This window comes from Halorubrum tibetense, from assembly GCF_042661865.1.
In the GTDB taxonomy this organism is placed as follows: domain Archaea; phylum Halobacteriota; class Halobacteria; order Halobacteriales; family Haloferacaceae; genus Halorubrum; species Halorubrum tibetense.
Window position 1 is genome coordinate 1 of sequence record NZ_JBHSWW010000759.1, and the last position, 504, is coordinate 504.

General features: G+C 48.0%; 1 protein-coding gene. It reads left to right on the top strand.

Annotated features, from left to right (window positions below; genetic code table 11):
- On the top strand, positions 1-504 hold a 504-nt coding region (locus tag ACFQEU_RS18150), incomplete at both ends, for an HD-GYP domain-containing protein (RefSeq protein WP_379784436.1).

Consider the following 504-nt stretch of genomic DNA (forward strand, 5'->3'; position numbering starts at 1 on the left):
AGGGCTGCAAGTCGTTACAGGCTCGGATGACTATATAAGCAACCTAAAAAAGATGTGTAGCTATTACGGTAAATTTCCGTTAATAAAGCAAACCTTAACGGTGTTGGCAAACCGACTACACGACATCTACAACGATAGTGTCTTTACCGCGCTGGCAAGCCTTGCCATCGCGATGCAAATGAAGCGCTCGGAGCGAGAGCAGCAAATCATTTTTATGGCGGCATTAACCCACGATTGTGGATTTCTTTACATACCCAACGAACTTGCCCACAAAAAGCAAGATTTTACCCGCACCCAATGGCACTCTCTACTGGCACACCCCATTATTGCGAAGCGATTTTTAGACTCGGTCGCCGACCTACCAAAGGAAGTGGCCGCGGCCGTTATTGATCATCACGAGCGCACCGATGGCACCGGCTACCCACATCAAAAATTTGGCGATGAGCTTAGTATTAGCTCGCAAATTATCGGCATAGCCGACGACATAGTGACCAGCTATAAGGC